Raw genomic sequence first — 4,651 nt, 5'->3', positions numbered from 1 at the left:
GCAATAATATTTTCAGTCGAGATCATGTGATCGGCAGAAGCATTCTAGTGCCTCTCTTTCAGAAATCGGGCTTCACGAAGCAGCGAATTCCAATCCGTGCCGATAAGCTTGATCAGACCGCGCGCATCCGGCTCTGAAATACCGACTTCTTCAGACAGACGTCGGGCAAGCAATTGCTGATTGCCCTTGTCGACACGGCCATCGCCATCTTTTTTCATTGGTTTCCTCCTTTGGGAAGCCAACTTACGGAATGACCTTTCGTTTCACGAAATAAGAAAAAAGCCCGCGTCGATTCGCTGCAGCGAGGATAGCGCGACTCGCTAGGGACTGTCGCAGGCGGTGCAAAGCAGGTGCCACATGGGGCGAACCAACACCGCACACCTTCGATAACGTACGCAAACCGGTCCCAACCGAACCTGCGCGAACCCGTGCAAGCCGCGCCGAAACGCCCCGCAGCCACCCAGAATTAATGGGGATTGGCATCCGTGGTGTGTTTTGGGACGTGGGCGGTCAGGCGGGTCTCCTGACCTCCATGTTGAGGAAATGCTTCGGTCCGGGGCCGCCACGGTCCTCGAACGTAGCGGCTATGACGCCAGGGCCTGGCATTTCAAGGGCCGCTATGGGAGATGGTCCAAGGGCGCGGGATGCTCGGATCAAAAACCGCGGGAACGCGGCCGTATTTTCTTTGATCACTGCCTGATGAACATGCCCGTATAGGTCTGGCCGGCGAGCGTATGGGTTGCGGACAGCGTGCCGTCGGGCATCATCCTAAAACTGACGTCCGCGCCATTCGGGAGGCGCCCCAGCTTCAACGTATTCCCTACAATTTTTCCTTCGCCCGCGGCCTCACCCGGATTGTCATCGCTCAGAATTCCCCATGCGTAGGTTACGGTCACCTTTCCGTTTGAAGAAACAGATTGAACAGACAGTTTACCTTCATATGTGCCTTCCAATCGCCCGACCCAATTGCCCGAAAAAGCGGCGTACTTTGTTGGAACGCCCTTTGAAGGAGGAATGATTGCCACGGATTGATCCATTATTGCCGGGCCGGGGGGAACAACGGCAGGATCCAAGGCGGATTGGGAGGGAATGGCAGCAGGTTCGATAGCGGCGGATTGCAGCGGTTCAGGAGCCGATTGGCACGCGGGTAGGGCAAGTGCTGCGAAGGCCAGTATAAGGTTCCGCATCAATTTCTCCACATCGTTTCCGAAGGACATATCCGAAAGCCCACTGATCGGCAGAAAGTTCCATTCCCCACCAGGCCGGATTTTGGAGACGCCTGATGAACCATGAGTGACCCCAATAGATAGCCGCTCGTCAACCGTGTAGCGACATTGCGCGGCCGGACCTCAAGCGGGCTCGTTGAGATGCCCATTTGCAAGGCCAGATTTCTCGCTTCAGGTGAGACGCCTTTTGCCTGAGTCCTGGCCGGAGCCATCTGGCCCTCATAGGTGAGGTTGCAGCGTCAAGCCTTGGCGGATCAACCACCTCATGTGATGTCGCAGCGACAATTGCGAGCGCAGCCTATGTCATAGGTTAATGCGCTGCTCGAGGGGCTCGATTATGGGTGTGCAGCACTCCTGTGCCGCCGTGCAATGAAGTCCCGGCCAAGGACCTGCCTCGGCATTCTGAATTCCCAGTTCCCGACCAGCAGTCCGGCGCCTCATTACGGCTATCCGGAACTTTTGAAGCGGATGCAAGTTCGATAACCAACATCAGCTAGGTAGCCACTTTGTCACCCACTTCATCCTCGGATGTACTTATCCGCAAGCTCCAAAGCATCTCGGATCTCCGAGAGGGCGATATTGATGTTTTGAAAGGCATCCAAATTCAGGAGAAGGATTTTCTTGCCAATTACGACCTGGTGAGTGAGGGTGACCGCCCTGTCAATTCGTTCGTGGTTTTGGATGGCCTGCTCGGTTCCACCAAACTTACCGGCGATGGCAAACGGCAGATTACATCCTTCTTTGTGGCTGGGGACATTCCCGATCTGCATGGACTGCATCTGTCGGTCATGGATTGCAATTTCACGACCCTGACAGCAGCCCGACTGGGCTTCATGCGACATGACGCTCTTCGCGCCATTTGCGAACAGCATCCCCGAATCGCGACGGCTTTTTGGCGCTCGACGCTGATCGATGCAGCGATTTACAGGGAATGGGTTACGAATGTGGGACGACGCGAGGCCTATACGCGCATGGCTCACATCTTGTGCGAACTGATCTTTCGCTTGCGCTCGGTTGGACGCATCCAGGATCACGTCGCGGATCTTCCCATTACCCAGGCAGCACTTGGCGATGCATTGGGCTTGTCTACAGTCCACGTCAACCGAATGCTTCAGGAACTTCGACGTAGAGGCCTCATCGCCACCACAGGCCCAAGGGTGCATGCTCTTGATTGGCTCGGCCTCACTCGTGCAGGTGATTTCGACACGACCTACCTGCACCAAAGGAACCCCGCAGCTTAGTGGTGACGGAAGCTTTCGGATGGCACGATTTTTCTTTGATAGTGGCGAACACAATGTGGTCATCGAGGACGAAATCGGCATCGAATGTGCCGGTCTGGAGGAGGTGCGCCGCGTAGGCTTCGAAGGCCTTATCGACCTTACGAAAGATGCACTGACCGAGGCGGACGGGCAGCAAGTATTTGTTGAAGTGCGGAACGAAAATGGCGACAGGATTCTGAGGCTGAGCATCTCGCTTCAGATCAAGCTGATGAGATAACGTGCGATAGGACTTGCTGCGACAGAATGCTGCCGAACGCCGGCACATCAAACGGAGCGGCGACGAAACCGAATGCCGCGTGCCCGGACAGTCGCACGAAGATGCCGCCGCCATTTGCGACCAGAGCCGCAGCAGAAGGGCATGCCCGCCTCAGTGGCGCAATCCGACTGATTTAATCGACGTCGCGGTTTTTGTATGAAGTTCTGGAACGCGCACTCTCAGCGCTCGTTCATGTTGTATCAGCAGAGGGTCGTCGAAATGCAAAGAAAAGCGAATGAGGCAAGCCGGGTTGCGAAAGGCCAGGACCTTGAGGTCGATCATCTGGTCGAGCTCACGGAAATTGACCCCAAGCAGGCACGAACGCTGCTTCGCAAGCATGGCGCCGATTGGCCGAAGCTCAAAGACGAGGCGGAAGCTCTGAAGAAAGAAGACTAATCGTCACCTTCCGAGCGGTTGGCGAGAAAGCTGTTCTAGCTCATCCTCATCCGTGACCCAGCCTGGTAGTAAGCCAGAATACGTGATGCGCGCCGCTCCTTCTCGGTTGCGGTTTCGTTTTTGATTTTGCTGCGTGCGAAGACGCGACTGAGCAGGGCAAGTTCTGATGGGGTGAAGGCGTCTCTATGCATCGCATCTCAACTCCCGCGCGCCCGTCTCGAGAGCGTCGAGGCGGGCTGAAGCTGTGTTGCAGCCTCTGCGCGTCTTTCGGAGATTAAACAAAAAGGCTGTCCGCACCAGCCAGAAACGGTCTTTTACCGGGTTCACGGCGTGATCTGCCCAACTGCATCGGCGGCCGCAACATCTGGCTCGATGGCGACAGCGGAGAAACCGGCTTCAACCCGATCGCAAGACGCCTGGCTCCTCTGTTTCCTTGAACTCTTCCGTATCCCTGGGCGCGGCGACCAGATCCTGGAATCCGAGAGTGGCGACGAGATAGCCTGCTTCGTCGTAAACCTTCGTCACCCAACTGGTCGGGTCCACGCCATCGACAATTCCGTCGAGCATGGCCTCCTTGGCTGCACGCTTCGCCTCTCTGACAGCCTCATCTCGATCAGCCATATCGGCAAAGATTGCAGGCTGGGACATGCCTTCGATAAACTCGAAGCGAAATTTCGGCATCGGTCGCTCCAGTCATTGTGCCAGCGCATCGGACATTTCTGGCAGGTTTGACGCTCAACGCGGCGGCGTCGAAAAGGATGCAGCGGGTTGATTGCGCGTGATCATCAAACCTCAGGCAGCATTGCTGCCTCCCATCTCCCAGTCGCCCTGCCAACGTGCGCGCACGGCAATCATCAGTGTGGCCGCTTCCGTCATTCCTGTTTCAAACAACCTGATCAGTTCTCTCGCTACGGCGTTGGCCGCCGCCGTGTCGGGCAAAATAGCAAATTCCTGGCACAGCGCGTCGAACGCGTCGCGAAGGATGTTCAGGTCACTGGGGTAGAGAGCTTCCGTATTCGTGCGGGTTGGTCGGCTAAGCATCAGGCGCTCCTATTCGGCTACAGTGGGATTGCTCCCAAGCAGCGGCGCCCGTTACACAGCCGCTGACAATGGCTTTATGCGGCACAGCCCAGCAGGTGTCATTAAACTATGATGCACGGCGCGTCGTTCGCCCGTTGAGGGCGCATATGGAGTTGTCCTTGGCTGTCGTGACGCAAGTTTCTTCGCAATGCGTCGGCGGCCTAGCCCCGACCTGTTGTCCGGCGCCTGGAACTCTTCGCGACTGACGGCATTATCTAGTCCGACCAACCGGGGGCGAAATGGGAGTCACGTCACGCGAAAGTTCGTCTGAAGTGCAGCGCTTCCAGCTTCTGGCGGGGTTGGGTGACAGGATTCGGGAGATCGATGATCCTGCCGAACTGGCATTTGCGGCAGCGGAATTGCTTGGGAAGCATTTTGGCATCAGTCGAGCCGGATATGGCACGATCGATCTC

General features: G+C 56.7%; 7 protein-coding genes. 3 read left to right on the top strand and 4 right to left on the bottom strand.

Features of this window, described 5'->3' with window-relative positions:
- Window positions 1-44: 44 nt before the first annotated feature.
- Window positions 45-218, bottom strand: a complete 174-nt coding sequence (locus EN932_RS29725) for a hypothetical protein (RefSeq protein WP_128337987.1) — start codon at window positions 216-218, stop codon at window positions 45-47.
- A 471-nt stretch (window positions 219-689) separates the two neighbouring features.
- Complete coding sequence (locus tag EN932_RS39185; protein ID WP_013525124.1) at window positions 690-1,187, bottom strand: hypothetical protein; 498 nt, start codon at window positions 1,185-1,187, stop codon at window positions 690-692.
- Between the two features lie 545 nt (window positions 1,188-1,732).
- Here EN932_RS39185 and EN932_RS29715 point away from each other — a divergent pair.
- The 3 genes from EN932_RS29715 to EN932_RS29705 all read left to right on the top strand — a co-directional run bounded on the left by EN932_RS29715 (window position 1,733) and on the right by EN932_RS29705 (window position 3,158).
- Window positions 1,733-2,467: a Crp/Fnr family transcriptional regulator gene (locus EN932_RS29715; protein WP_128337988.1), complete on the top strand. Its 735-nt coding sequence runs from the start codon at window positions 1,733-1,735 to the stop codon at window positions 2,465-2,467.
- 19 nt (window positions 2,468-2,486) lie between these two features.
- Window positions 2,487-2,723, top strand: coding sequence for a hypothetical protein (locus EN932_RS29710; RefSeq protein WP_128337989.1), 237 nt, complete (start codon window positions 2,487-2,489; stop codon window positions 2,721-2,723).
- Between the two features lie 195 nt (window positions 2,724-2,918).
- The gene (locus EN932_RS29705) at window positions 2,919-3,158 is read left to right on the top strand and encodes a hypothetical protein (RefSeq protein ID WP_164890678.1); all 240 of its coding nucleotides are present in this window, start codon (window positions 2,919-2,921) and stop codon (window positions 3,156-3,158) included.
- Between the two features lie 396 nt (window positions 3,159-3,554).
- On the opposite strand, the gene EN932_RS29695 is transcribed toward EN932_RS29705, so the two are convergent.
- Both EN932_RS29695 and EN932_RS29690 read right to left on the bottom strand, forming a co-directional pair.
- A complete protein-coding gene (locus EN932_RS29695; protein ID WP_128369282.1) occupies window positions 3,555-3,839 on the bottom strand; it encodes a hypothetical protein in 285 nt (94 codons plus the stop codon).
- Window positions 3,840-3,950: 111 nt separating this feature from the next.
- The gene (locus tag EN932_RS29690) at window positions 3,951-4,199 is read right to left on the bottom strand and encodes a hypothetical protein (RefSeq protein WP_013525118.1); all 249 of its coding nucleotides are present in this window, start codon (window positions 4,197-4,199) and stop codon (window positions 3,951-3,953) included.
- Window positions 4,200-4,651 lie beyond the last annotated feature (452 nt).

It is taken from the genome of Mesorhizobium sp. M7A.F.Ca.US.002.01.1.1, from assembly GCF_004022955.1.
Taxonomy (GTDB): Bacteria; Pseudomonadota; Alphaproteobacteria; order Rhizobiales; family Rhizobiaceae; genus Mesorhizobium; species Mesorhizobium ciceri.
This window is presented reverse-complemented; position numbering and strand designations above follow the sequence as displayed.